This window comes from Mesorhizobium sp. BR1-1-6 (assembly GCF_020165355.1).
Classification (GTDB): domain Bacteria; phylum Pseudomonadota; class Alphaproteobacteria; order Rhizobiales; family Rhizobiaceae; genus Mesorhizobium.
In genome coordinates, this window is sequence record NZ_JAIUHZ010000002.1 from 401,817 (window position 1) to 424,803 (window position 22,987).

23 protein-coding genes are annotated in these 22,987 nt (G+C 63.4%); 14 read left to right on the plus strand and 9 right to left on the minus strand.

Going from position 1 to position 22,987, the window contains the following annotated elements; translation table 11 throughout:
• Positions 1-3 precede the first annotated feature (3 nt).
• From LB545_RS07210 to LB545_RS07245, 8 genes are all read left to right on the plus strand, one after another.
• The gene (locus LB545_RS07210; protein WP_140556008.1) at positions 4-978 is read left to right on the plus strand and encodes a carbohydrate ABC transporter permease; all 975 of its coding nucleotides are present in this window, start codon (positions 4-6) and stop codon (positions 976-978) included.
• Between the two features lies 1 nt (position 979).
• Complete coding sequence (locus LB545_RS07215; protein ID WP_140649745.1) at positions 980-1,804, plus strand: carbohydrate ABC transporter permease; 825 nt, start codon at positions 980-982, stop codon at positions 1,802-1,804.
• A gap of 92 nt (positions 1,805-1,896) precedes the next feature.
• Positions 1,897-2,640, plus strand: a complete 744-nt coding sequence (locus tag LB545_RS07220) for a DUF899 family protein (protein WP_224704718.1) — start codon at positions 1,897-1,899, stop codon at positions 2,638-2,640.
• Between the two features lie 78 nt (positions 2,641-2,718).
• Positions 2,719-3,270, plus strand: a complete 552-nt coding sequence (locus LB545_RS07225) for a DUF4142 domain-containing protein (RefSeq protein ID WP_140686112.1) — start codon at positions 2,719-2,721, stop codon at positions 3,268-3,270.
• A 296-nt stretch (positions 3,271-3,566) separates the two neighbouring features.
• Positions 3,567-4,031 (plus strand): cupin domain-containing protein, encoded by a 465-nt coding sequence (locus LB545_RS07230; RefSeq protein WP_224704720.1) that lies wholly within the window; start codon positions 3,567-3,569, stop codon positions 4,029-4,031.
• Between the two features lie 143 nt (positions 4,032-4,174).
• Positions 4,175-4,567 carry a Rid family hydrolase gene (locus LB545_RS07235; protein WP_140495935.1) on the plus strand — a complete coding sequence of 131 codons (393 nt, stop codon included), beginning with the start codon at positions 4,175-4,177 and terminating at the stop codon, positions 4,565-4,567.
• Positions 4,568-4,671: 104 nt separating this feature from the next.
• Positions 4,672-5,103 (plus strand): P-loop ATPase, Sll1717 family, encoded by a 432-nt coding sequence (locus LB545_RS07240; protein ID WP_224704722.1) that lies wholly within the window; start codon positions 4,672-4,674, stop codon positions 5,101-5,103.
• A 17-nt stretch (positions 5,104-5,120) separates the two neighbouring features.
• Entirely contained in the window at positions 5,121-6,125 is a 1,005-nt protein-coding gene (locus LB545_RS07245; protein ID WP_224704724.1) for a P-loop ATPase, Sll1717 family, read from the plus strand.
• A gap of 72 nt (positions 6,126-6,197) precedes the next feature.
• On the opposite strand, the gene carB is transcribed toward LB545_RS07245, so the two are convergent.
• The 4 genes from carB to LB545_RS07265 form a co-directional block, all read right to left on the minus strand.
• Positions 6,198-9,689 carry a carbamoyl-phosphate synthase large subunit gene (carB, locus tag LB545_RS07250; protein ID WP_140686115.1) on the minus strand — a complete coding sequence of 1,164 codons (3,492 nt, stop codon included), beginning with the start codon at positions 9,687-9,689 and terminating at the stop codon, positions 6,198-6,200.
• 216 nt (positions 9,690-9,905) lie between these two features.
• Complete coding sequence (locus LB545_RS07255) at positions 9,906-10,739, minus strand: SH3 domain-containing protein (RefSeq protein WP_140760496.1); 834 nt, start codon at positions 10,737-10,739, stop codon at positions 9,906-9,908.
• Between the two features lie 254 nt (positions 10,740-10,993).
• Positions 10,994-11,752, minus strand: a complete 759-nt coding sequence (locus tag LB545_RS07260) for a metallophosphoesterase family protein (RefSeq protein ID WP_140547449.1) — start codon at positions 11,750-11,752, stop codon at positions 10,994-10,996.
• A gap of 70 nt (positions 11,753-11,822) precedes the next feature.
• A complete protein-coding gene (locus LB545_RS07265) occupies positions 11,823-12,179 on the minus strand; it encodes an ArsR/SmtB family transcription factor (RefSeq protein ID WP_140495932.1) in 357 nt (118 codons plus the stop codon).
• Between the two features lie 194 nt (positions 12,180-12,373).
• Between LB545_RS07265 and LB545_RS07270 the strand changes: the two genes are divergently transcribed.
• On the plus strand, positions 12,374-13,552 hold the full coding sequence (locus LB545_RS07270; RefSeq protein ID WP_224704726.1) for an MFS transporter: 1,179 nt from the start codon (positions 12,374-12,376) through the stop codon (positions 13,550-13,552).
• 41 nt (positions 13,553-13,593) lie between these two features.
• Here LB545_RS07270 and LB545_RS07275 read toward each other — a convergent pair whose 3' ends face one another.
• Entirely contained in the window at positions 13,594-14,058 is a 465-nt protein-coding gene (locus tag LB545_RS07275) for a MarR family winged helix-turn-helix transcriptional regulator (protein ID WP_224704729.1), read from the minus strand.
• 192 nt (positions 14,059-14,250) lie between these two features.
• Between LB545_RS07275 and LB545_RS07280 the strand changes: the two genes are divergently transcribed.
• Positions 14,251-15,045 carry an SDR family NAD(P)-dependent oxidoreductase gene (locus LB545_RS07280; protein ID WP_224704730.1) on the plus strand — a complete coding sequence of 265 codons (795 nt, stop codon included), beginning with the start codon at positions 14,251-14,253 and terminating at the stop codon, positions 15,043-15,045.
• A 62-nt stretch (positions 15,046-15,107) separates the two neighbouring features.
• Here the strand turns inward: LB545_RS07280 and LB545_RS07285 are convergent, their stop codons facing one another.
• On the minus strand, positions 15,108-15,707 hold the full coding sequence (locus LB545_RS07285; protein ID WP_224704731.1) for a LysE family translocator: 600 nt from the start codon (positions 15,705-15,707) through the stop codon (positions 15,108-15,110).
• Between the two features lie 96 nt (positions 15,708-15,803).
• On the opposite strand from LB545_RS07285, the gene LB545_RS07290 reads away from it, so the two are divergent.
• Positions 15,804-16,673, plus strand: a complete 870-nt coding sequence (locus LB545_RS07290; protein ID WP_140524953.1) for a LysR substrate-binding domain-containing protein — start codon at positions 15,804-15,806, stop codon at positions 16,671-16,673.
• A gap of 61 nt (positions 16,674-16,734) precedes the next feature.
• On the opposite strand, the gene LB545_RS07295 is transcribed toward LB545_RS07290, so the two are convergent.
• The 3 genes from LB545_RS07295 to LB545_RS07305 form a co-directional block, all read right to left on the minus strand.
• Positions 16,735-17,385, minus strand: coding sequence for a dihydrofolate reductase family protein (locus LB545_RS07295; protein ID WP_140524852.1), 651 nt, complete (start codon positions 17,383-17,385; stop codon positions 16,735-16,737).
• A 102-nt stretch (positions 17,386-17,487) separates the two neighbouring features.
• A complete protein-coding gene (locus tag LB545_RS07300; protein ID WP_224704732.1) occupies positions 17,488-18,330 on the minus strand; it encodes a protein-L-isoaspartate O-methyltransferase family protein in 843 nt (280 codons plus the stop codon).
• A 46-nt stretch (positions 18,331-18,376) separates the two neighbouring features.
• Positions 18,377-19,741 carry an Nramp family divalent metal transporter gene (locus LB545_RS07305; protein WP_140495926.1) on the minus strand — a complete coding sequence of 455 codons (1,365 nt, stop codon included), beginning with the start codon at positions 19,739-19,741 and terminating at the stop codon, positions 18,377-18,379.
• A gap of 232 nt (positions 19,742-19,973) precedes the next feature.
• Here LB545_RS07305 and mntR point away from each other — a divergent pair, with 232 nt between their 5' ends.
• The 3 genes from mntR (at position 19,974) to LB545_RS07320 (ending at position 22,983) form a co-directional block, all read left to right on the plus strand.
• Positions 19,974-20,423: a manganese-binding transcriptional regulator MntR gene (gene mntR, locus LB545_RS07310; RefSeq protein WP_181165236.1), complete on the plus strand. Its 450-nt coding sequence runs from the start codon at positions 19,974-19,976 to the stop codon at positions 20,421-20,423.
• A gap of 204 nt (positions 20,424-20,627) precedes the next feature.
• On the plus strand, positions 20,628-21,560 hold the full coding sequence (locus LB545_RS07315) for a neutral zinc metallopeptidase (protein ID WP_224704733.1): 933 nt from the start codon (positions 20,628-20,630) through the stop codon (positions 21,558-21,560).
• A 121-nt stretch (positions 21,561-21,681) separates the two neighbouring features.
• Positions 21,682-22,983, plus strand: a complete 1,302-nt coding sequence (locus LB545_RS07320; protein ID WP_224704865.1) for a TCR/Tet family MFS transporter — start codon at positions 21,682-21,684, stop codon at positions 22,981-22,983.
• Positions 22,984-22,987: the final 4 nt, after the last annotated feature.

Sequence of the window (22,987 nt, forward strand, 5' to 3'; positions counted from 1 at the left end):
GGGATGACAGAAGCGGAGCCGAGGACTGAAGCCGTCGCGACCCGCCGCCCGCGCTCGCGGCTGATGCGCCAGCGCGTGCGTTCGGCCTGGCTGTTCCTGGCGCCGATGCTCCTGGTGCTCGCCGCCGCTGCCGGCTGGCCGCTCGCCCGCACCATCTATTTCAGTTTCACCGACGCTTCGCTGGCCGATCTCGACGCCCGCCAGTGGGCAGGTTTCGCCAATTACTTCTCGGTGCTGCGCATGCCGAGCGGCCGGGTGCTCTATGATGGCGTGCTGGCCGATCCGGTCTGGTGGAGCGCCGTCTGGAACACGGTGCGCTTCGCGGTGATTTCGGTGACTTGCGAGACGATCCTCGGCATGGTCGTCGCGCTGGTGCTCAATGCCGAATTCCCGGGCCGCGGCATCGTCAGGGCGGCGATCCTCATCCCCTGGGCGATCCCGACCATCGTCTCGGCCAAGATGTGGCAGTGGATGCTCAACGACCAGTTCGGCATCATCAATGTGGTTCTGCTCAATCTCGGCCTGATCGACACCAAGATCGCCTGGACGGCCAACGCCGACACGGCGATGGCGGCCGTGCTGGTCGTCGACATCTGGAAGACGACGCCGTTCATGGCGCTGCTCATCCTTGCCGCGCTGCAGATGCTGCCGCGCGAGATCATCGAGGTCGCCAGGCTCGACGGCGCCAATCCGTGGCAGATCTTCTGGCGGGTGACCTTGCCGCTGATCCGGCCTGCGGTGATGGTGGCGGTGATCTTCCGCGCGCTCGACGCGCTGCGCATCTTCGACCTAATCTATGTGCTGACGCCCAACAATGTGCACACCAAGTCGATGTCGGTGTTCACCCGCGAGAACCTGTTCGAGTTCGACAAGTTCGCCTACGGCTCGGCCGCCTCGACGCTGCTGTTCCTCATTCTTGCCCTTCTCACCATGGCCTATATCCGGATCGGCCGGATCAGCCTCGAGGGGGGCCGCTGAGATGTGGATCCTGAAGCGGACGGCTCTCTACCTGCTGGTCGGGATCATCGTGCTGGTCGCGGTATTCCCCTTCTATTACGCCATCGTCACCAGCCTGAAATCGGGGACCGAACTGTTCCAGGCCGACCTCTGGCCGAAGACGTTCAGCCTCGGCAATTACAGGAATGTGCTGACAGAAGGCGCTTTCGTGCGCAATCTCATCAACTCGCTGGTGGTCTCCGGCGCGGTCGTCGCGCTCTCGCTGTTGCTCGGTGTCACCGCGGCTTACGCGCTGGCGCGCGTGCGCTTCCGTGGCCGCTCGGCACTGATGCTCGCCATCCTGTCGGTGTCGATGTTTCCGCAGGTGGCGGTGCTGGCCGGGCTGTTCGAACTGGTGCGGATGTTCGGCCTCTACAATTCGCTTCTCGCGCTGATCTTCTCCTACATGATCTTCACCTTGCCGTTCACTGTCTGGGTGCTGACAGCCTTCGTGCGCGACCTGCCGGTCGAGGTCGAGGAGGCGGCGATCCTTGACGGCGCGACGCCGTGGATCATCGTCACGCGCATCTTCCTGCCGCTGATGTGGCCGGCGCTGGCGACTACCGGGCTTTTGGCGTTCATCGGCGCGTGGAACGAGTTCCTGTTTGCGCTGACATTCACCTCCAACAACGCCCAGCGGACCGTGCCGGTGGCGATCGCGCTGCTTTCGGGCAATTCCCAGTTCGAGATCCCGTGGGGCAACATCATGGCCGCATCGGTGATCGTCACCGTGCCGCTGGTGCTGCTGGTGCTGATCTTCCAGCGCAAGATCGTCTCGGGCCTCACCGCCGGCGGCGTGAAAGGGTGAAGGGGAAATTGTCGGAACCGACCGCAGCAGTCCGTCCTTAGGTCTCAGAGCAACCGCGCCGGGACGCCGGCGCTGTGACCAAGGAGCCGATCATGATCACCTTCCCCAACGAATCCGCCAAATACCGCGCCGCCCGCGAAAAGCTGCTGAAGAAGGAAATCGAGCTGCGCCGCGCCATGGAGGATGTGGCCGTGGCACGCCGCGCGTTGCCGCCGGGCGGGCTGGTGCCACAGGATTACGTGTTCGATGGGCTGGATGCCGAGGGCAGGGCGGCCGAGATAAAGCTGTCGCAACTGTTCGCACCCGGCAAGGACACGCTGATCCTCTACCAGATGATGTTTCCGCGCCATCCGCAGGAGACGCGCGACGTGGCAATGACGGGCGGCACGGCGAAGCTGGCTCGGCCGGACCAGCCATGCCCGTCCTGCACGGCGCTGCTCGACCAGTTCGACGGCGCCGTCGGCCATCTCCAGGCGGCCGGCTTCAACTTCGCCGTGGTGGCGAAAACGGCGCTCGAAAACCTCGTTACGCTCGGCCGCGACCGTGGCTGGAAGAACATGCGGCTGGTGTCGTCGGCCTCCAACAGCTTCAAGCGCGACTACAACGCCGAGGATGCCGACGGTGCGCAGATCCCGCTGCTCTCGGTGTTCCACCGCGACGCTGACGGCATCAGGCATTTCTGGTCGTCCGAACTCGGCTTCGCGCCGCCCGAACCCGGCCAGGACCCGCGCGCCATCGGCACCTGCGAGATCCTGTGGAACCTGATGGATTTCACCCCGGAGGGCCGGCCGAACTGGCACGAGCAGCTGCAATATGGCGAGGCATGCTGCCATTGACGGCAAGGCGCCCGGCGCAACTTCCGTGCATCTGCGGCGTTGGAATCCCGAGGGAACCATTCCGATCGGAGATTGCAGATGAAAACGCTTCTGACCATGACCGCCGCGGCCTTGCTCGCCGCCGCGCCCGCCGCGCTTGCCCAATCCACCGCCCAAACGACGCCGTTGGCAGCCGACAGCAAGGTCGACACGCAGACCTTCATCAAGACGGTGCCCGGCGCCAACGAGTTCGAGATCCAGTCGAGCAAGCTCGCCGAGCAGAAATCGGCGTCGGCCGACGTCAAGGCCTTCGCCAAACAGATGATCGAGGACCACACGAAGGCCGGCGAGGACTTCAAGGCGGCACTCGCGCAGGGCCAGACCACCGCCTCGACCAAGCCGGCCGGCCCGGCGCTTCAGCCGAAAGAACAGGGCCAGCTCGACGAACTCAAGGCCACCAGCGGCAAGGACTTCGACACCAAATACATCATGATGCAGACAGCAGCTCACAAGGACGCCGTCGCGCTCTTCAGCACCTACGCCCAATCGGGCGACGATCCGGCGATGAAGGAATTCGCCAAGAAGACGCTGCCGACGCTGAAGATGCACGAGAAGCATGTGAAGGAACTGGGCGCGGCGCATCAGGGGTGAGGGCGGTCGAGAGGGAGCTGAACCGCAGACGATAGCACTCTACGGCGCCCCCCTCTGTCCTGCCGGACATCTCCCCCTCTTGGGGGGAGATTGGCTGTTGCGAATGCTTTCGCCAAATTTTCGGCGTGGGCAGAAAGAGGGCCGTCGCCGAAGCTGCCAATCTCCCCCCTCGTGGGGGAGATGTCCGGCAGGACAGAGGGGGCGCCGTAGGGAGCGACGGCTCAAATCTCGCAACAGGGTTCTTCCCATGCCTGCGTGGGACTACACTGCCGCACCACCCACCCGGGGAAGTACCCATGCCCAAACTCGACCTCGCATCCCTGCCCCTCCGCAAGGGCTCGGGCTATCCCGCGCCCTTCGATGGCCCTTGCGCCGGCCGCAGGCGCCGCCGGCTTGGCGATGCCGGCGGGCTCACCGATTTCGGCGTCAACCTGATGACATTGCCGCCCGGCGGCTGGTCCAGCCAGCGCCACTGGCACAGCCATGAGGACGAGTTCGTCTATGTGCTGGAAGGCGAACTGACGCTGGTCGAGGATGGCGGCGAGACGCTGCTCAGCGCCGGCGACTGCGCCACCTTCGCCAAGAACAGCGGCAATGGCCACCATTTGATCAACCGCTCGTCCACGCCGGCGTTCTACCTCGAGGTCGGCTCGCGCAACCCTGACGATGTCATCACCTGCTCCGACATCGACATGATGAGCCCGAGTTCGGATGGACGCTTCCTGCACAAGGATGGCACGCCCTATCCGGGGCAGGGGTGAAGCGCTGGACAACGCGTCGGCGCCAGGGGGAGCGCCCTACGAGATTTCGCAGGCGAGGGACGAGTTCCGGCTCTGGACTGCGGGTCGGCGCTGGCGTTCCCCGGCCGGCACTATAAGCTCCCCCAAACCCAGGGAGCGTCGCCATGAAGAAAGAAATCATCGAAGTGCCGGTCATGTCGGACAAGGTGCGGGCGCTCGGCCTGCCCTGTTCGACGGCGGTCAAGGCCAACGGCTTCGTGTTCATCTCGGCGACACCGCCGGTGGACATGGTGACCGGCGAGATGGTGCGGGGCGACATCGAGGTGCAGACCGAGGCGTCGCTGAAGGCGCTGAAACACTGCCTGGAAGCGGCCGGCACCTCGCTGGACAATGTCGTGATGGTGCGCATCTACGCCGTCAATTCCGGCTTCTACAACGCGATCAACCGGGTCTATGCCAGGTATTTCTCGACCAACCCGCCGGCGCGGAGCTTTGTGCCGGTGGCTTCTTGGCCGATGGAGTTTGACATCGAGATTGAGTGTGTGGCGGTGGGGTGAGGTAAGAAATAGTTGGGAGAATTGTTTTGTCTACCGGAGCGAGCCTTGCGATTTCTGACAAACAAATTACGTTAGTCTCCTGAATTCAAAGTCGGATAGAATTTATGCAAAGCCCCACGATATCGTTGCGAGAATTTGATACCTTTGGTGATGTCGCTGCGGAAGACGACCCAGTTCTGGAATATTTCCTATCCACGAATGCCGTTGAGAGTATCAGAAAGAACGAATCATTTTTGGTTCTGGGGAGAAAAGGAACCGGAAAAACAGCGATTGTTCGGCATTTTACGGAAACTGGAGGGTCAACTTCAAAGGCTTTGAGCTTGCGAGGATATCCTTGGAATGTACACGCTCAACGCATCGACGGCGGAGCTTCCGATATTGAGGCTTACGTCTCGTCTTGGCGCTATCTAATAGCCGTCGAATTGGCCTCTCTAGTCTTGAAGCAAGAGGGTGCTTGGCAGAGCGGTCTAGTAGGTAGTTTAGATAATTTTCTGAAGGAAAATTATGGCGGCTCAAGCCCAAAATTGGAAGACTAAGGCCTAAGAGACTTAAATTGAACAAGATTTCCTTCATGCCGTCGGTTATGGGCAATCAGTTAGGCGGCGTTGATCTTGAACGGAATTCAAGCGACCATCAGTTCGGTTTGGAATTGAACGCCTTGACCTCGGCGATAATGGATGCCGTTCGCGATGCATTGTCATGGTCAAAAGCAGAGAGTTTAAGCCTGCATTTTGACGAATTGGATCAAGGTATTACGGTACTTGATGACAGCAGAGAGCGTATGATTATTGGCCTCATTATAGCGGCCCGTGAAATTAAAAGAGAAAGCGAGAAGTCAGGAAAGCCTATTAATCCTGTCGTGTATCTTCGCTCGGACATTTGGGAAGAGCTAAATTTTTCCGACAAAAATAAGATTAGTCAGACTTTAACACATATACTTGAGTGGAATTCAGGAACCCTACTTGATCTAATTGAGACGCGTATCAGGGCTAAGCTTGGCCCTTCGGCTAGTTGGGACAAAATAATTGAACCGGAGTTGATGCGCGGCTCTCAGCCGAAGTGGAATCACATTTTGAGTCGTACATTTTTGCGCCCCAGAGATGTTATCCGATTTTTGAATGGTGCGCTTAAGGAGGCGAAGAAGCGAGGTGTGGAGCCAATTTTGCTAAGCAATAAGGACATAGTTGGCTCCAGAGAGGATTATTCCTCCTATCTCAAAGCTGAGCTTGACGATGAAATAAGGCCGCACTGGCAGCATTGGGGAGAGGCGCTGCAGGCGTGCTCAGCAATAAGTACAATCACTTTCGAAAAGAATGATTTTGAACGTGAATATAAAGCGAGAACGAGTAGAGGAAACAAAATAAACACTGAGGAGGCGTTAAGCTTACTGTATCGGTTTTCAGTTATTGCTTACCCTACTCGAAGCGGATATGGAGGGTCGGGTTGGGTGTTCCAGTATATTGACCAACATTCGGGTTGGGACAGCGGTGCAAAGAATTTTAAGGTTCACCTTGGTCTGAAAGAGTACGCCAAGCTTAGAGAGGCTCGTTCTACATAGGCAAAAACAACACGTGGCGTGACAAACAACTTGTGTCGATACAAGCCACGAAGCCTTGACTAGAGCGCTCCCTCAAGCAAAATACTCCTGCAGCGGCCGCACCTCCAGGCTCCCCGCCTTCAACGCCGCAATCGCTTCCGCCACCGCGGCGGCACCCGACAGCGTCGTATAATACGGCACCTTCTGCATCAGCGTTGCCCTGCGCAGCGACTTGGAGTCCGATACCGCCTTCTGCCCGTCCGTCGTGTTGAAGACGATCTGGACCTGGCGGTTGCGGATGGCGTCCTCGATGTGGGGGCGGCCTTCGAGCACCTTGTTTATCTTTTCGGCGACGACGCCGTTTTCGGCGAGGAAGCGGGCGGTGCCTGAGGTGGCCATCACCTTGAAGCCGAGGCCGGCGAGGCGCTTGACCGCGGGCAATATGCCCTTCTTGTCCTCGTCGCGCACCGAGACGAACAGCGTGCCGGAGCGCGGCAGGTCGACGCCGGCCCCCAGCTGGCTCTTGGCGAAGGCGAGGGCGAAGTCGCGGTCGAGGCCCATGACCTCGCCCGTCGAGCGCATTTCCGGGCCGAGCAGAATGTCGACGCCGGGGAAACGGGCGAAGGGGAAGACGGCTTCCTTGACCGCGATGTGGCCAGGGTTCCTGGGGTCGGGCATGGCGCCATAATGGGCGAAGGCGTCTTCCAGGCTCTCGCCGGCCATGATGCGGGCGGCGATCTTGGCGATGGGGCGGCCGATGGTCTTGGCGACGAAGGGCACCGTGCGCGATGCGCGCGGGTTGACCTCCAGCACATAGACCGTGCCGTCCTTGATCGCGTACTGCACGTTCATCAACCCGCCGACATTGAGCGCGCGGGCAAGGGCCGCCGTCTGGCGCTCCAACTCGTCGACCAGCTCCGAGGGCAGCGAGTGAACGGGGAGCGAGCAGGCCGAGTCGCCGGAATGGATGCCGGCCTCCTCGATGTGCTCCAATATGCCCGACACGAAGGTTGCCTTGCCGTCGCAGAGGCAGTCGACATCGACCTCGATGGCGCCCGAGAGATAGGTGTCGAACAAAAGCGGGTTCTTGCCCAGCAGCGTGTTGATCTGGCCGGTCTTGTCGTTGGGGTATTTCTGCTTGATGTCCTCCGGCACCAGGCCGGGCACGGTGTCGAGCAAATAGGATTGCAGCATGCCCTCGTCATGGATGATCTGCATGGCGCGGCCGCCAAGCACATAGGAGGGGCGCACCACCAGCGGGAAGCCGAGCTCGCCGGCGACGAGGCGGGCCTGCTCGACCGAATAGGCGATGCCGTTCTTCGGCTGGCTGAGGTTGAGCTTGTGCAGCAGCTTCTGAAAGCGGTCGCGGTCCTCCGCCAGGTCGATCATGTCGGGCGAGGTGCCGAGGATCGGGATCCCAGCCTTCTCCAGCGCGTCGGCGAGCTTCAGCGGCGTCTGGCCGCCGAACTGGACGATGACGCCGACCAGTTCGCCCGAGGCCTGTTCGGCGCGCAGGATCTCCAGCACGTCCTCCGCCGTCAGCGGATCGAAGTAGAGCCGGTCCGAGGTGTCGTAGTCGGTCGAGACGGTCTCGGGGTTGCAGTTGATCATGATCGCTTCATAGCCGGCGTCGCGCAGTGCGAAGGCCGCATGGCAGCAGCAATAGTCGAACTCGATGCCCTGGCCGATGCGGTTCGGCCCGCCGCCGAGGATGACCACCTTCTTGCGTGACGAGACCTGCGCCTCGTTGGCGAGCGCGCCGGCGAAGGGCACTTCATAAGTGGAGTACATGTAGGCGGTGGGCGAGGCGAACTCGGCCGCGCAGGTGTCGATGCGCTTATAAACCGGATGAACGTCCAGCTTTTCACGAATCTTCTGAACGACTTCCACGTCGCTCTTCGTCAATGAGGCGAGGCGGGCGTCCGAAAAACCCATGGCCTTCAGCATGCGCAGATTGGCGGCGTCCTCAGGCAGGCCGTGCTCCCGGATGCGGGCTTCCATGGCGAGGATCCCGGCGATCTGCTCGAGGAACCACGGATCGATCTTGCACATAGCGTGCACGTCTTCGAGCGAGGTGCCCATGCGGATCGCCTGCGCCACCATGCGCAGCCGGTCGGGCGTCGGCGTGCCCAAGGCGGCGCGGATCGCGTTGCGGTCGTCGGCGCTGTTGGCGGAGCCAAGGCCGGGGATCTCGATCTCGTCGAGACCGGTGAGGCCGGTCTCCAATCCACGCAAAGCCTTCTGCAGGGATTCCTGGAAGGTGCGGCCGATGGCCATCACTTCGCCCACCGACTTCATCGCGGTGGTCAGCACCGGCTCGGCGCCGGGGAATTTTTCGAAGGCAAAGCGCGGGATTTTCGTCACCACGTAATCGATGCTCGGTTCGAACGAGGCGGGTGTCGCGCCGCCGGTGATGTCATTCTCCAACTCGTCCAGCGTGTAGCCGACGGCTAGCTTGGCCGCGATCTTGGCGATGGGGAAGCCGGTCGCCTTGGAGGCCAGCGCCGAGGAGCGGGAGACGCGCGGGTTCATCTCGATGACGACGAGACGGCCATCGGCCGGATTGACGGCGAACTGCACGTTGGAGCCGCCGGTCTCGACGCCGATCTCGCGCAGCACCGCGATCGAGGCGTTGCGCATCATCTGGTATTCCTTGTCGGTCAAGGTCAGCGCCGGCGCGACGGTGATCGAATCGCCCGTGTGCACGCCCATCGGATCGATGTTCTCGATGGAGCAGACGATGATGCAATTGTCCGCTCTGTCGCGGACGACCTCCATCTCGTATTCCTTCCAGCCGAGCACGCTCTCCTCGATCAGCACTTCGGTGGTCGGCGAGGCGTCGAGGCCGGACTGGACGATGTCGAAGAATTCGGCCCTGTTGTAGGCGATGCCGCCGCCGGTGCCGCCCATGGTGAAGGAGGGGCGGATGATGGCGGGCAGGCCGACATGGTCGAGCGCCTGGGCGGCGATCGCCATGGCGTGACTGATGTAGCGCTGCTTGCGGTCGCCTTCGCCGAGGTTCCAGCTTGTCTCCAGCGCGTCGAGCGCGGCGTCGAGGTTGTCGGGCTTTTCGGCCTTCAGTGCCGCGCGTTCGGCCTCATGCGTCTTGCGGTCGGCGTTCTTGACGTCGGTGGCGTTGGCCAGCATCGACTTCGGCGTTTCCAGGCCGATCTTCTTCATCGCCTCGCGGAACAGCGCCCGGTCCTCGGCCTTGTCGATGGCCGTGGCGTCGGCGCCGATCATCTCGACATTATAGCGCTCCAGCACGCCCATGCGGCGCAGCGACAGGGCGGTGTTGAGCGCGGTCTGGCCGCCCATGGTCGGCAGCAGCGCATCCGGGCGCTCCTTGGCGATGATCTTGGCCACGACTTCGGGGGTGATCGGCTCGATATAGGTGGCGTCGGCCAGTTCCGGGTCGGTCATGATGGTGGCCGGGTTGGAATTGACCAGGATCACGCGGAAACCCTCTTCCTTCAGCGCCTTGCAGGCCTGCGTGCCGGAATAGTCGAATTCGCAGGCCTGGCCGATGACGATGGGGCCGGCCCCGATGATCAGGATCGACTTGATGTCGGTGCGTCTTGGCATCTTTATGAATTCCGTTCGGCGAGCGGCTTGCACGAAAAACCGGGACGGGAGACCCGGCCGGTTGTGCTTGCGATTCTGGTATCAGGCTAGGAGGGCCTTATAGGGAAGAGTTTTGCGGGATGTAACCCCGAAAATGAGGGCAGTAGGGCAGTAGGGCAGTCACTCCAGGCACTTCACATATTGCCTTACTGCCCTACTGCCCTATTGCCTTCCAAACTAATCCCCAAACGCCACCGCGTCCGTAATCTCGAATCGCTCCGAGATGCCGACGCGGATCATGCTGAGGCTGCCTTCGCGGGTGAAGCGGAAATCGCTGTCGCCGTCGGAACCTGCGGGCAGGCCGCCGTAGAAGGAGATGACGCGGCTGCCGCCGTCCGGCCAGGTCACGGTGACGTCGGCCTTGTCGCTGCCCTTGTGCTCGACGCTTGCCGCGCAAAGGGTCATCGGCTGGCCAACATTGCGCGCACAGGGAATTTCAATGGCGGCGCCTCCGGCGCTGGCCTCCGCCTGAGGCGGATTCTCCCCAGTGGGCGGCGGTTCATTCGCCACCAGCGCCAGGCCGTAAGCATCCTGCATGGCAACTGCCGCCGCGGATTTCGGCGTGGTTGCAGCCGCGTTGTCGGCTCCGCCCAGCCTCGCCGTCAGGTCGGGCGGCAACGCGGGCGGCGGAGCGGCCGTCGGGCCGGCCGTTGCGTCGAGCGCCTGGCCTCCATCCGCCTGATCCGGATCGGGCGGCGAAGCCGGATTGACGGGGTTCAGGTAGCGGGCAGGGGTCCAGCCGCTGATTTTCGGGTTCTCGGCCTCGACCTTGCACCATTGCCGGCCGTCTACGTCGATGCAGCCGAGATTGTTCACGCTGGCGCCGTTGGCCAGCCGCGCCTCGGTCTTGCCGATCGGCGACGGATGGGCGCGGACGTTGAGGAGATCGTCGGGAGCGAGGCCGGTGACGATGGAGATGAACGGCCCATCCTCGGCATGGGCCACCGTCAGAAGCACAGGAGCGGCGATCAGCGCGAAGAGCGTCGTTCGGAGCGTAGACCAGCGCTTCATCACTTCGCCGTGGCCGATAGATTGCATTACCAAAGGCACCGCCAGATACGAAACGCCGCCACACGCGAAGCCGATTTTATAGGCGACGACGCTGCGCCATGTCCAGAAGCGAGATTTTGTTCCGGCAGGGACGGAGCTGCGTGAGGGCGATGATCGGAGAGCGGGGAGAGAGCAGCCTGGCGGCATGAATGCGAAGAGCATTCAGCCGGGAATGCAAAGAGCATTCAGCCTGGCGGCATGAATGCAAAAAGCATTCAGCCGGGCATGAAGCCGGTTCGCAGCGCATGGGCCCATTCGGGCCGTCCCGCCTGTTCGGCCTGGCCGGCGGCCGCCTCGTGATCATAGTCGACGGCGATGGCCTCGAAACGGTCGGGCCGGCCGGGCTCGCCTGAAGTGACGATGCCGTAGCGCGCATGCGGCGCGCCCTGCTCGGAGGAATGCGCCGGCCGCGTCGAGTCTTCATAGGCGGGACAGCCGACGCTGCCCGGGTTGAAGATCACCGGACCGCCTGGCAAGCGGATCAGTTCGGCCCGGTGGCTATGGCCGCACAGGGCCAGGCGGCAGGCCGGATCGAGCGCCTTCAACCGCCGCCGGATCGCCGCCAGCGGCGCACGCACCAGCCGGCCATCGGTGATCGCATCGAGCAGGTATTTCTCGTCATGATCGGGCCTGGCATGGAAAGCGATCACGCCGGGCGCGATCTCCAGCGTCAGAGGCTGCGCGAACAGCACCTCGCGCTGCGCTCCGGTCAACCGTTCCTGCGCGTAGATGTCGGAGGCCCACATGGTCTCATCGGCCGGATCGGCGGCGACGCGGCGGTCATGATTGCCGCGCACGGTCGGCAGGTCCAGCGCTTCCAGCCGCGCAAACGTCTCGCGCGGCCAGAGCGGACCCGAAACGCTGTCGCCGAGATTGACCGTGAGGTCGGCACCGCCGCGCCGCTCGAGGTCGGCGAGCACGGCGTCAAGCGCCAGCACATTGCCGTGGATATCGGCGAGGACAGCAATGCGCATGGGAGCTCCGGTTGTGAGGCAGCGTTTCCTCTCCCCATTACCGTGGGGCGAGAACCCAGATCCCGCGAGGTCAGGCCGTCACTTCGATATCATGGCCGCCGACGGCCGGCAGCGCTGGATCGTCGCCTGCGGCGGCAATAATGCTGTCGAGCAGGCCGGGGAAGCGGGCATCGAGATCGGCGCGGCGCAGCGTGATCATGCGGTTGGTGCCGGCCACTTCTGCGCGCGTCACGCCGGCCTCGCGCAGCTTTGCCAGGTGGTAGCTCAGATTGGTCTTCGAGGCGAGATCGAGGAATTTGCTGCAGTTCAGCGGCACGCCTTCCTTGCTGGCGAGATAACGCACGATCGCCAGCCGCGTCGGGTCGCCGAGCACGGCGAGCACGATCGGCAGGCTGATCTGGTCCGTATTGGGATGTGGCAGGCTCATGGCTGCAACCTAAGCACAGTTCCGGCCGATTTCAACGCATCCGCTCCGCGTCTGCCGTGCACACGGCTCTCCCCTTCACGACCGTGCTGACACAGGGCTGTCAGGATGGTTGTGCTATTTTTCCCTGGCTTCATTGACATCCTGCCCGGTTATGTCCAATTGTTCAATAACCTTTGAACTAAGGACACATCGCCATGGACAAGCGGATCTTCTGGCTTGCGCTCGGATCGTTTGCGATCTCGACCGAAGGCTTCGTCATCTCCAGCCTTCTGCCCGACATCGCCAGGGACGCCGGCATCTCCGTTCCGCTCGCCGGCACGCTGATCACCGCCTTCGCGCTCGCTTATGCGGTCGGCACGCCGATCCTGGCGACGCTGACCGGCGAATGGGACCGGCGCCGCGTCATCCTGTGGACGCTGGTGTTCTTCGTCATCGGCAACGTTGCCGCGGCCTTGAGCTCCTCCTTCGAAGTGCTGCTCGCCGCGCGCATCATCATGGCGCTGTCGTCTGGCCTGTTCGCGGCGACCGCGCAAGGCACGGCGGTGGCGCTGGTCGATGACCATCACCGGGCCCGCGCCATTGCCGTCGTCGTCGGCGGCACCACGGTGGCGGTAGCGGTGGGCGCCCCACTCGGCGCGCTGGTCGCGGCGATAGCCGGCTGGCGCGGCACGTTCTATGCCATCGCAGGCCTTGGCGCGCTCGCCGGCGCCATCCTCTGGTATCGGCTGCCGCGCGGCATCATCGGCACCAAGCTGCCGCTGAAGCGCCGGCTGGCGGCGGCAATGCGTCCCGGCGTGATGCCGATCCTGGTGACGACCACGCTTGCCCTCGTCGGCGCCTTCACCGTGTTCAGCTTCATCGCGCCGCTGGCCATCGAAGCCAGCGGGCTCTCTCCGATAGCGCTGCCCGGCATGCTGCTCGCTTTCGGCGTCGGCGCCGTCATCGGCAACATCGCCGGCGGCCAGGCCGCGGATCGGTTCGGCGCGACGCGCACCGTCGGCTGGTCGCTGGCGCTGAGCGCTGCCATGCTTGTCACCTTCTCGCTGATCCCGGCCTTCCTGCCACATCATCTCGCCGGGCCGGCGCTGATGGGCATGATGGTGCCGTGGGGCATCGTCGGCTGGGCCTTCCCGCCGGCGCAGGCGAGCCGCATCATCAAGCTCGCCCCGGACGCTGCCCCGATCGTGCTGTCGCTCAACGCCTCCGCGCTCTATCTCGGCGTGGCGCTCGGCGCGGTGGTTGGCGGCGCCGTGCTGCGCTATGGCGGGCCGGCCGATCTCGGCCTCATCGCGGCCGTCTTCCCCGTCGTCGGGCTCGGCATCGTGCTGGCCGGCCGGATGCTGGCGCGGCCGGTCGCCATGCCGGCGGAGTAGAGGGCGCCAAGCTTTTCGTCGCTGGTTCTTTCGCGGCCGCTTCAGCTGGAGGGGGCGGCCGCCCGCGTTTCGAGGTCCAGAGAGGCCACATCATCCAGCGTCGCACGCAGCTTCGCGGCTTGCTCCGCGCCGATCATCTCCTCGAAGCGCTGCTGGGCGACACTCCACAGCCTGATCGCCTCTTCGAGCTTGGCCTGGCCGTGCGGCGTCAGCCGGACGCGCTTGACGCGGCGATCGTCCTTATCGGGGAAGGTTTCGACATAGCCGTCGCGGACCAGCGGCTTCAGCGTATGGCCGAGCGCCGAGAGATCCATGATCAGCGCCTCGGCAACGGTCCCCATCGCCGGTTCGCTGCTGGCACTGATCTGAAAGAGCAGGCCAAATTGCGTGCCTTTCAGCCCGGAAGGCGCAAGCGCGTCGTCGTAGAAGCGGCCGAGCCTGCGCGCGGTGCGCCGCAAGGTGGCATTGTTGCACCGGCTGAATCCCGGCTGCTGAAGGTCGATCATGTCAACTCCTCGCTAGCAAAGAATGTGCCAGCCTGCCCGCAGAAATAGTTTTCGCGGCCGCCGTTGACAAGATAGCGGCATATACCTACTTCGCAAAAGTGGCATATGCCACCAAATGATGATCAAGAAGCTCGGCAGCCGGCGCATCCGTCGAAGCCGACTAGAGCGCAGAGCGCAAAAAGGAACAGGACAATGAGCAAGAATGAGAATAAGGGCACGGCCGTCATCACCGGCGCCTCCTCCGGCATCGGCGCTGTCTATGCCGACCGGTTGGCGGGGCAGGGCTATGATCTGGTGCTGGTGGCACGCCGCGCCGACCGGCTCGAGGAATTGGCTGAAAGGCTGCGCTATGCCTACAGCCGCAAGGTCAGCGTGATCAGTGCCGATCTGGCCGACGACGATGATGTGCGGCGGGTGGAGCGGACGGTATCGACGGATGACAGCGTCACGCTGTTGGTCAACAATGCCGGGCTTGGCGGTGCGCAGGTGGTTGCGACGGCGGACGCCGATGCGGCTGAACGCATGATCAAGGTCAATGTGATCGCCCTGACGCGGTTGACGCGTGCTGTGCTGCCGGGATTTCTCGCGCGCAACCGCGGCGCTATCGTCAACATCGCGTCGGTGCTGGCCTTCGACACCTCGTTCGGCGGCATCTACAGCGGCACCAAGGCCTATGTCGTCAACTTCACCGAAGCCCTGCAGCGCGAGGTCGCCGGCACCGACGTCCAGGCGCAGGTGGTGCTGCCGGGGGCGACCCGGACCGATTTCTGGGAAGTCGCGGGAAGCGATATCGACCAGCTTCCGAAGGAAATCATCATGACTGCCGACGATATGGTCGATGCTGCCCTTGTCGGCCTGGCCAGAGGCGAAGCCGTCACCGTGCCCGCGCTTGCCGATACGGCCAAGCTGGACGCCTTTCTTGGCGCCCGGCAGACCTTCTACGGCAGCCTGCACGCCGACAAGCCAGCCGCACGCTACGCGGCTTGACAGGATTCGGGTTCCTCGACTCGCCTTGCGGGGGCGAGGAACCCAGGTTCTGCAGGCCCATCTTACGCCTGCCGCCACATCGGAATGATCGATGCCGCCAGCACCAGGCCGAGCAGGATATTGAGCGCGCGCCATTGCTGCTCGGTCTTCAGCAGCCGGGCGAGCAGCATGCCGGCCACACACCATAGCGACAGCGAGAAGGCGGCGGTGAGGCCGAAGGTGGAGCCGAGCAGCAGGGCCAGCCGCGCCGGCCCGTCGGCGAGTGCGGCGAAGGATGCCGCGGCTCCAAGCCCCATCGCCCAGCCCTTGGGGTTCAGCCACTGAATGCCGGCACCGCCGAGAAAACTGTTCGGTTTGATCATCGTCACATCGAGCTTGGGCGCCCCCGCACGGCCGATCTTGAGCGCCAGCCAGACGAGGTAGAGCGAGCCGGCGATCTTCATGGCAAGCTGCAAGGACGGCATGGCGAGAAGCAGGCCGGCCAGCCCGGCGGCCGCCGCTCCGGTGACTGTGGCTAGGCCGGCCGCGCTGCCGACCACCAGCGGGATGGAGCGGCGAAAGCCGAACTGCGCGCCCGACGCCGTCGACAAGGTGGTGGCGATGCCGGGCGTGCTGGTCGCCACCAGGGCGAACAGGATCAGCGGGATGACGGGTTGGACCATGCGGCGTCCTCTGTCGAAGGCCCCATGTTAGATGCAGCCGCATATCAGTAAATGCAATGTTTACGATGACAGGCATTAGCATCTATAATGCAGGACATGATCCGCAACCTCGATACGACGCTCATGCGCACCTTCGTCACCGTCGCCGACAAGGCCAGCATGACGGCGGCGGCCAATGCGCTGCACCTGACGCAAGGCGCCGTCAGCCAGCAAGTCCGGCGGCTGGAGGAGGCGCTCGGCCGCAGCCTGTTCGAGCGCGACCGGCGCGGCTTGCGGCTGACCTCTTCCGGCGAGCGGCTGTTCGGCAAGGCAAAGCGGCTGCTCAGCCTCAACGACGAGATCTGGGCCGAAATGGCTGCCAATGTCGTGGCCGGCCAGGTGCGGTTCGGCGTGCCTTACGACCTTGTCGGCACGACGCTGGCGCCGGTGCTGAAGGCCTATGCGCAAACCTATCCGCAGGTCGAGATATCGCTGGTCTGCGCCTCCTCGCCGGAACTGGCCGCGGCGCTCGCGGCCGGCACCATCGACCTGGCGGTCATCGAGGAACGGGTGGGGGCATCGGATGGCGAGTGCCTCGCCATCGATCGGCTGGTGTGGGTCGGCGCCAAGGGCGGTGTCGCGCGCGCCAAGCGCCCCCTACCGGTCTCGATGGTCGCCGACAGCTGCGCCTTCCGGCCGGTTGTGCTTTCGGCGCTCCACGAGCATGGGCTGGAATGGCGCACCGTGTTCGAGAACGGCAATATCGACGCGACGACCGCAACGGTGCGCTCCGACCTGGCCGTCACCACCTGGCTGGCCTCGACGGTGCCGGCCGATCTCGACATATTGCCGTCCGAGTCCGGCCTGCCGCCGCTGCCGAATTTCTCGATCAACCTGCATCTGCCGAGGCACGGCGTCGGCCCGGCGGCGCAAGCGTTCGCACGGCATATACGCGACGGGCTGGCGCGCCGGCCGCAGGCGGCTTGAGGGAATTTTCAGAACCTGGTTTCCTCTCCTCCGCGTTCGTGGAGGAGAGGAAAAGAAGCGTTTACTTCCAGGTCCTGCGCCGCTCGAGCTCGGCGTCGGATGGCTCCCCCGTGACAAAGGAACCGGTCTTGATTTCGCCGGCGCGCTCGTAGGTCGCCATGATGACGCCGGTGCTGGAAGCCTGCGAGCGGGTCAGCTTGAAGGCGGCCGGCATCGCGTCATCGCCGAACAGCCGCTTGCCCTTGCCCAGCAACAGCGGGAAGATCATCAGCCGAATCTCGTCGATCAGCCCATTGGCGAGCAGGGTCTGGATCAGATTGGCCGATCCCTGGATGAGCAGGTCAGGTCCATCTTCCTGTTTGAGGCGGCGCAACGCCGGGACGATATCAGGCCCAAGCGATTGCGTGTTCTGCCAGGTGAGCGAATCCGGACGATGCGTCGCTACGTATTTGGTCGCAGGGTTGAAGGCATCCGCGATCGGATCTTTCTGATACGGCCAGTATGCGGCGAATATGTCGTAGGTTCTGCGGCCGAGCAACAGGGCGAAGGGTTTGGAGAATAGTTCATCCATTGCCGCGCCCGCCACTTCGTCAAAATAGTGGAACGTCCAGCCGCCGAACTTGAAGCCGCCGACGGGATCCTCCTCCGGGCCGCCCGGCGCCTGCATGACGCCGTCGAGGCTGACGAATGTCGCCGCTATGATCTTTCTCATGGGATGCTCCTCCTGTTTCGATCCACGCCGTCAGGGCCGGACTTCAGCCCAAGGACGGATGACTGGCTGGCCGTCCGACAGGGCGTGCCGAATTTCGGTTCGTCAGACCCGAGGCCGCGCATCGAGGCTGCGTGACGAAAACCAGACATGCTCAAAGATCGCGGTGGCGGTGCGGTCCGGCAACTTGTCCGCTGTCAGCCAGATCGAGCGGCTGCGCGCGGCCTGGTCGCGCGTCGGGATTTTTGCCGCGAGACTTGCAACCGACGCGCCGGAGCAAGGGATGAACCAGGAGCGCATGAAAGGGTCGCAGGCAAAACCGTTTTCGGTGCGGGTCACCAGAACGGCCAGGGGAACGCGCTCGGCCGGGCGCCACGGGAAGATCATGCGGCCGTCCGGCTTCAGCGCCTTGAGCCAGCCGGGTGGAGGTGCCGCGACGCCGGCATTGACATAGATGACGTCCGACGGCGGCAAATCCGATGTGACGGCATCGCCAGGAATGACAGTGACGTTCTCGTAGCCCGCAAGGTTTGCCTTTGCCCGCGAGGCAAGATCGGCGTCCAGTTCGAAGGCGGCAACGGTGCCGCCAGGTGAAACCAACCTGGCCAGCAAAGCCGTGTAGTAGCCGGTGCCGGCGCCGATGTGAGTGACAGCCTCGCCGGGCCTGGGCGCGAGTTTCCCGATCCACATGGCGTGCAGGAACGGCTCGCCATTGTTGATGCCCTTGTCGGCATCGAGCACCACCAGCACGTTCTGATAGATGAAGCGCGGGTCGGCGCTCGGGGTCTCGACCGCCCCTTGGCCGGCGACGATCGTCCATGGGCCAGGACCGAGAAACGCCTCGCGCGGCACGGCCGCGAACACCTCTTCAAGACGCGGATCGGAGGAACGCGCCTGGGCAGCCATCAGCTTGGCATAGAAGCTTCGGGATTGGGCTATCGTGGTCATGATCGACCGAGAAATAGCGCGGGCCGCGTCTTTGTCGCGGCCGATCTCAGCCGATCCCGAACAGCGTGTCGTAGAGCAGCTTGAAGTTGAGCACCAGGATGATGGCGGCGACCACCCAGGCGAGCGCCGCAACGCCGCGCGGGATGGCAAGGCTGCCCATCTTCTTCCTGTCAGAGACGAACTGGACCAGCGGGATTACCGCGAAGGGCAGTTGCATCGACAGGATCACCTGGCTGAACACCAGCAACTGGCCGGTGCCCTTTTCGCCGTAGAGCGCGGTGACGACCACCACGGGGATGATGGCGAGGCCGCGCGTCAGCAGGCGCCGCGCCCATTGCGGAATGCGCAGGCGCAGGAAGCCTTCCATGACGATCTGGCCGGCAAGCGTGGCGGTCACCGTCGAGTTCAGGCCGGAGGCGAGCAGCGCCACGGCAAACAGGATCGAGGCGATGCTCAGGCCGAGCAGCGGCGACAGCAGTTCGAAAGCCTGGCCAATCTCGGCGACGTCCTGGTGGCCGGTGTTGTGGAAGGCGACCGCCGACACGATCAGGATCGAGGCGTTGACGAACAGGGCCAGCATCAGGGCGATGGTCGAGTCCGTCGTTGCCCATTTGATGGCGTCGCGCTTGCCCTCGTCGGTGCGTTCATAGGCGCGGGTCTGCACGATTGAGGAGTGCAGATAGAGATTGTGCGGCATGACGGTGGCGCCGATGATGCCGATGGCGATGTAGAGCATCGCCGGATTGGTGACGATTTCGGATGACGGCACGAACATCGAATGCAGGATCGTGCCGGCTGGTGGCGCGGCGACGAAGATCTGGATGGCAAAGCAGCTGAAGATGATGATCAGAAGCGCGATGACGAAGGCTTCGAGATAGCGGAAGCCCTTGTTCATCAACAAAAGCACCAGGAAGGCGTCGAGCGCGGTGAGCATGGCGCCGCCGATCAGCGGAATGCCGAACAGGAGCTGCAGCGCGATCGCGGTGCCGATCACTTCGGCGAGGTCGCAGGCGATGATGGCGAGCTCGCAGGCGATCCACAGCACGAAGTTGACCGGACGCGGGTAGTAGGCGCGGCAGGCCTGGGCGAGGTCGCGGCCGGTGGCGATGCCGAGACGCGCGGCCAGCGCCTGCAGCAGGATCGCCATCAGGTTGGACAGCATGATGATGAACAGCAGCGTGTAGCCGAACTGGGCGCCGCCGGCGAGGTCGGTCGCCCAGTTGCCCGGGTCCATATAGCCGACCGAGACCATGTAGCCCGGCCCCATGAAGGCAAACAGGCGACGGAACCAGACGCCCGAATTCGGTACGGCGATCGAGGAATTGACCTCGCGCAGGCTTGGCTGCTCATCGCCTGGCCTGTCGAACCGCCACGTTGCTCTGGCTATGGCGGTGGCGTCGGTCTCGGACATGGCGAATTCCGCTTGATGCAATGGATGATGCCTCCTATCTATGCCACGGCTCAACATTATGCAATATGCTATATTTCATTGATCATGCTTTTGTGATGCGATCGATCGTGCTCCGACGCGGCGGCGATGCGGTTGCGCCTGGGCCCGAATGCAAATAAACGCCAGGATTGTCGGGGCCCGTGCTATGAATGCGGGCCGATTCAATCTTCGGGCAGCCAAGGAGGAGCGCATATTGGCGCTGAAGAACAGACCGGTCCCGCGTGAGCCGCTGCCCGATGCCGATGTCCATTCGGAAGGGTTCAGGCAGACGCGCGAAGCGCGCCGCAGCGCGCTGGTCGAGGACTATGTCGAGTTGATCGCCGACCTGATCGAGGACGGCAACGAGGCCCGCCAGGTCGACATCGCAGCCAGGCTGGGGGTCGCTCAACCGACAGTGGCCAAGATGCTGACCAGGCTGTGTGCCGACGGGCTGGTCTCCAGAAAGCCCTATCGCGGCGTGTTCCTCACCGAAGCCGGTCGCAAGGTCGCGGAAGAGAGCCGCATTCGCCACCAGACGGTGGAGGCTTTTTTGCGTTCGCTCGGCGTCAGCGCCGAGACGGCGCGCATCGATGCCGAGGGCATAGAGCACCATGTCAGCGCCGAGACACTGGAAGCGTTCCGCAAGGCGATGACGGCGGGCTAGGGACTTTGCCAAGCCGTTGGCTCGTTTCGCCGGCGATGCCATAGACATTCCACAGTCGCGGCCAGAGCAGCGGAGCCATCATACCAGCACGGCCACGGCTGCGAAAAATGCTGTGACTTGGCGCAACCATTGAGATAATTGTTTATGAGGTGGAGCCGGCCTCGCGCCGGATCGACCAGTAAATTCGCAGCGCGGGGAGTTGCCATGCTCTGGAGAGGCCGTCGTCAGAGTGACAATGTCGAGGACCAGCGCAGCAGCGGCGGCGGCGGATTTGGTGGCGGCGGACCCGGTCAGTTCCGCATTCCGATCGGCGGCAGCAGCGGCGGCGGCATGTCGATCTCGACCATCATCATCCTCGTCGTGCTCTATTTCGGCCTGAAAGCCTTCGGCATCGATCCGATCCAGGTGCTGAGCGGCGGCGGTGGAGGCCTGCTGCCTGGCGGCGGCGAGATAACCGACAACAGCGGCAGCCAGGACGGCGGCGCCGGCGCGCCGGCTTCCGACGAGATGAAGCAGTTCGTGGCAACCGTTCTGGCCGAGACCGAGGACACATGGACCGGCATTTTCAAGGCCAACGGACTGACCTATGAGGACCCCAAGCTGGTGCTGTTCAGCGGGCAGATCCGCTCGGCCTGCGGCTTCGCCTCGTCGGCGGCCGGACCGTTCTATTGCCCCGGCGACCACAAAGTCTATCTCGACATGACATTCTTCCAGCAGCTGGACCAGCAGTTCGGCGCCTCGGGCGAGTTCGCGCGGGCCTATGTGATCGCGCATGAGGTCGGCCATCACGTGCAGAATCTGACCGGCATCATGTCCAAATTCAACCAGATGCGGCAAAGCATGGGCGAGGCCGAAGCCAACCAAATGTCGGTGCGCGTCGAGCTTCAGGCCGACTGCTTCGCCGGCGTCTGGGCGCATTACACGGCGCAGAAGGGCATATTGGAGCAAGGCGATATGGAAAGCGCGCTCAATGCCGCCAGGCAGATCGGCGACGATACGCTGCAGAAGAAGATGCAGGGCTACGTAGTGCCGGAAAGCTTCAACCACGGCACGTCGGCGCAGCGGCAGACCTGGCTGGCGCGCGGCTACAAGAGCGGCAAGCTTTCCGACTGCGATACGTTCAACAACCCGATCTGAGCATCCGGTTCTTTCACGGGTGACCTGACGGCAAGGATGTCGTCAGGGGGTGTCAGGATGCGAACGTCCTGCTTGTTCCCTCATTGTTCCTGACGGCCTGCTCGCCTATAAGTGCCTCCGCCTGCGCGCCAGGCGCCGGGAAGGAGCAGACGAAACCATGATCGATCCCAAAACCGCCAAGCGGGGGCTTGCGCTCGTCTTCACGACGCTGCTCCTCGACATCATCGGATTCGGCATCATCATGCCGGTGCTGCCGGCCTACCTGCAAGAATTGACCGGCGTCGGCGTCTCGCAGGCGGCGATCGAAGGCGGCTGGCTGTTCTTCGTCTATGCGGCCATGCAGTTCTTCTTCGCGCCCATCATGGGCGGGTTGAGCGACCGGTTCGGCCGGCGGCCGATCCTTCTCGCCTCCGTGCTGACGTTTTCCATCGACAATCTGATCTGCGCCATAGCCTGGTCCTACCCGATGCTGTTCATCGGGCGCGTGCTGGCCGGCATTTCAGGAGCCAGCTATTCGACCACATCAGCCTTCATCGCCGACATCTCGAACGATGAGAACCGGGCCAAGAATTTCGGCCTGCTCGGCATCGCCTTCGGCGTCGGCTTCGTCATCGGGCCGGTCCTTGGCGGGCTGCTCGGCACCTTCGGGCCGCGCGTGCCGTTTTATTTCGCCGCCGGACTTGCCTTTGTGAACTTCCTGATCGCGCTGTTCCTGCTGCCCGAAACGCTCGATGAAAAGCACCGCCGGCGCTTCGAGTGGAAGCGCGCCAACCCAGTCGGCACGCTTCTGCAGATGCGCCAATATCAAGGCATTGGCTGGATCGGGCTCGTCTTCTTCCTGATGACGCTCGGCCACATGATGTATCCGGCGGTCTGGTCGTTCGTCTCCAACTATCGCTATGGCTGGAACGAGCAGCAGATCGGTTTTTCGCTCGGCGCTTTCGGCCTGTGCGGAGCCATCGTCATGGCAACGGTGCTGCCACGCATCATTCCCAGGCTTGGCGAGTGGAGGACGGCGGTGATCGGTCTGGCGTTCACGGCGCTCAGTGCTTTCGGCTACGCCTTCGCGACGCAGGGTTGGATGATTTATGCGGTGATCGTCGTCGGCTGCCTGGAAGCGCTGGCCGACCCGCCGCTCAGGAGCCTCGCCGCCGCCAAGGTGCCGCCTTCGGCGCAGGGTGAATTACAAGGCGCGATGACGTCGATCTTCTCGATCACATCGATCGTCACGCCGCTGCTCTATACCGCGATCTTTTCCTGGTTCACCGGGCCAAGCGCGCCAGTGACCTTCGGCGGTGCGCCTTACCTGGTTGGCGCGGTTTTCCTAGTGCTGGCGCTCGTTGTCTTCGTTACGAAAGTGGCGAGGCCTGCGGCACTCGGAACCGTCACCAAAGGCGTCGCGGAAGATGGGGCACGAATATGAGGAT

Coding starts and splice junctions, on each gene's coding strand:
- LB545_RS07210 (WP_140556008.1), top strand. CDS start 4: ATGACAGAAGCGGAGCCGAGGACTGAAGCCGTCGCGACCCGCCGCCCG.
- LB545_RS07215 (WP_140649745.1), top strand. CDS start 980: ATGTGGATCCTGAAGCGGACGGCTCTCTACCTGCTGGTCGGGATCATC.
- LB545_RS07220 (WP_224704718.1), top strand. CDS start 1,897: ATGATCACCTTCCCCAACGAATCCGCCAAATACCGCGCCGCCCGCGAA.
- LB545_RS07225 (WP_140686112.1), top strand. CDS start 2,719: ATGAAAACGCTTCTGACCATGACCGCCGCGGCCTTGCTCGCCGCCGCG.
- LB545_RS07230 (WP_224704720.1), top strand. CDS start 3,567: ATGCCCAAACTCGACCTCGCATCCCTGCCCCTCCGCAAGGGCTCGGGC.
- LB545_RS07235 (WP_140495935.1), top strand. CDS start 4,175: ATGAAGAAAGAAATCATCGAAGTGCCGGTCATGTCGGACAAGGTGCGG.
- LB545_RS07240 (WP_224704722.1), top strand. CDS start 4,672: ATGCAAAGCCCCACGATATCGTTGCGAGAATTTGATACCTTTGGTGAT.
- carB (WP_140686115.1), bottom strand. CDS start 9,689: ATGCCAAGACGCACCGACATCAAGTCGATCCTGATCATCGGGGCCGGC.
- LB545_RS07255 (WP_140760496.1), bottom strand. CDS start 10,739: ATGAAGCGCTGGTCTACGCTCCGAACGACGCTCTTCGCGCTGATCGCC.
- LB545_RS07260 (WP_140547449.1), bottom strand. CDS start 11,752: ATGCGCATTGCTGTCCTCGCCGATATCCACGGCAATGTGCTGGCGCTT.
- LB545_RS07265 (WP_140495932.1), bottom strand. CDS start 12,179: ATGAGCCTGCCACATCCCAATACGGACCAGATCAGCCTGCCGATCGTG.
- LB545_RS07270 (WP_224704726.1), top strand. CDS start 12,374: ATGGACAAGCGGATCTTCTGGCTTGCGCTCGGATCGTTTGCGATCTCG.
- LB545_RS07275 (WP_224704729.1), bottom strand. CDS start 14,058: ATGATCGACCTTCAGCAGCCGGGATTCAGCCGGTGCAACAATGCCACC.
- LB545_RS07280 (WP_224704730.1), top strand. CDS start 14,251: ATGAGCAAGAATGAGAATAAGGGCACGGCCGTCATCACCGGCGCCTCC.
- LB545_RS07285 (WP_224704731.1), bottom strand. CDS start 15,707: ATGGTCCAACCCGTCATCCCGCTGATCCTGTTCGCCCTGGTGGCGACC.
- LB545_RS07290 (WP_140524953.1), top strand. CDS start 15,804: ATGATCCGCAACCTCGATACGACGCTCATGCGCACCTTCGTCACCGTC.
- LB545_RS07295 (WP_140524852.1), bottom strand. CDS start 17,385: ATGAGAAAGATCATAGCGGCGACATTCGTCAGCCTCGACGGCGTCATG.
- LB545_RS07300 (WP_224704732.1), bottom strand. CDS start 18,330: ATGACCACGATAGCCCAATCCCGAAGCTTCTATGCCAAGCTGATGGCT.
- LB545_RS07305 (WP_140495926.1), bottom strand. CDS start 19,741: ATGTCCGAGACCGACGCCACCGCCATAGCCAGAGCAACGTGGCGGTTC.
- LB545_RS07315 (WP_224704733.1), top strand. CDS start 20,628: ATGCTCTGGAGAGGCCGTCGTCAGAGTGACAATGTCGAGGACCAGCGC.